Below are 223 nucleotides of genomic sequence, written 5' to 3' on the forward strand. Positions count from 1 at the left end.
AAACTGTAAAATAGACTCTTTTTCTGTTACTTCTAATGAATTGATAAAATAATTTCTTAGATTGACTACACCTCTGTTTTCAATCATAACGCCCTTTGGTTTTCCTGTTGTGCCTGATGTATAAATCAAATACAGTAAATCATTTGGTTGATTGATTTTCTCGGGATTTTTTGTTTCTCCTATGAAAACACTGTTATCCGCAAGATCAATGACTGGTATTTCT

General features: G+C 31.4%; 1 protein-coding gene. It reads right to left on the reverse strand.

Annotation, left to right across the window (positions count from 1 at the left end; all coding sequences use genetic code 11):
* On the reverse strand, window positions 1-223 hold a 223-nt coding region (locus MR167_RS32570; RefSeq protein ID WP_242316322.1), incomplete at both ends, for an AMP-binding protein.

Source organism: Bacillus cereus group sp. BfR-BA-01355, from assembly GCF_022663675.1.
In the GTDB taxonomy this organism is placed as follows: domain Bacteria; phylum Bacillota; class Bacilli; order Bacillales; family Bacillaceae_G; genus Bacillus_A; species Bacillus_A thuringiensis_S.